The organism is Micromonospora sp. M51 (genome assembly GCF_018070305.1).
GTDB classification, from domain to species: Bacteria; Actinomycetota; Actinomycetes; order Mycobacteriales; family Micromonosporaceae; genus Micromonospora; species Micromonospora parva.
This window is the reverse complement of sequence record NZ_JAGPXZ010001164.1, coordinates 1-1,271: the sequence shown is the minus strand read 5'-3', so window position 1 is coordinate 1,271 and position 1,271 is coordinate 1. Positions and strand designations below refer to the sequence as shown.

At 73.2% G+C, this 1,271-nt stretch carries 2 protein-coding genes; one reads left to right on the top strand and one right to left on the bottom strand.

From position 1 onward, the window contains the following. A partial coding sequence (locus KBX53_RS33375; RefSeq protein ID WP_210863841.1) for a hypothetical protein occupies nucleotides 1-210 on the bottom strand: 210 nt, incomplete at its 3' end. Between the two features lie 86 nt (nucleotides 211-296). Here KBX53_RS33375 and mshB point away from each other — a divergent pair. Beyond that, entirely contained in the window at nucleotides 297-1,223 is a 927-nt protein-coding gene (gene mshB / locus KBX53_RS33370; RefSeq protein ID WP_030337540.1) for an N-acetyl-1-D-myo-inositol-2-amino-2-deoxy-alpha-D-glucopyranoside deacetylase, read from the top strand. Nucleotides 1,224-1,271: the final 48 nt, after the last annotated feature.

The following is a 1,271-nucleotide window of genomic DNA, read 5'->3' as shown; positions in this document are numbered from 1 at the left end:
GTGCCCGCCCTCGCCCAGCAGGGTCGCCGGATCGGCGACCAGCCGCTCCTCGCCGGTGCTGACGTCCAGCAGCCAGAGCGCGTCCGCCGGATCCTCGGGGCCGGCGGAGCGCAGGAAGATCACCCGGGAGCCGTCCTCAGCCACCGAGACAGCGCGTGGCGCGCCGTGGCTGAACCGGCGGGTGCGGGCGGCCAGCTCCGGAAAGTCCACACGCCAAATCGTAGAGCCGCAGCGGAGGTGATGTGGCCGACCTGGGCGGACGCGTCAGCCTCGGCCGGGGAGAACTGCCAGTTAGAGTGACCGTCGTGACGATGCTGCCCGACCGCCGCCTGCTGCTGGTCCACGCGCACCCCGATGACGAGTCGATCGGCACCGGCTCGACGATGGCCCACTACGCCGCCGCCGGCGCGCACGTCACCCTGGTGACCTGCACGCTCGGCGAGGAGGGCGAGATCCACGTGCCCGCGTTGGCCCAGCTCGCCGCCGCCGAGGCCGACCAGCTCGGCGGGTACCGCATCGCCGAGCTGGCTGCCGCGTGTGCCGCGCTCGGCGTCCGCGACCACCGCTTCCTCGGCGGCGCGGGCCGATACCGCGACTCCGGGATGATGGGGCTCGCGACCAACGAGCACCCCCGGGCCTTCTGGCAGGCCGACCTCGACGAGGCCGCCGGGCATCTCGTGGAGATCATGCGGGAGGTACGCCCACAGGTGCTCGTCACGTACGACCCGAACGGCTTCTACGGCCACCCCGACCACATCCAGGCGCACCGGGTGGCCATGCGCGCCGTCGAGCTGGCCGCCGCGCAGGGCTGCGCCCCGGCGAAGGTCTACTGGACGGCCATGCCGCTCAGCGTCCTGGAAGCCGGCATGGCGCACTTCGCCGAGTCGTCCGACAACCCGTTCGGCGGCATCGAGGACATCGCCGACCTGCCCTTCGGCACCCCGGACGCCCAGATCGCCGCCCGGATCGACGGCACCGACCAGCACCTGGCCAAGGAGGCCGCGATGCGGGCGCACGCCACCCAGATCCCGGCCAACTCCTGGCTCTACTCGATCGCCGGCAACTTCGGCGGCGAGTTCATGGGTGTGGAGTTCTTCACCCTCGCGGTCGGCGAGAAGGGTCCGGGCGCCGGGCCGTACGGCTGGGAGGACGACCTCTTCGCCGGTTTGCCCGCGCAGCCCGCCCCGGACCGTTCCCCGGTCGCGGCGGCGGGTCTGCGGTGACGCTGCCGGCCGCACCGGTGACGGTCGTGGACGACCAGGAAGCCCCGC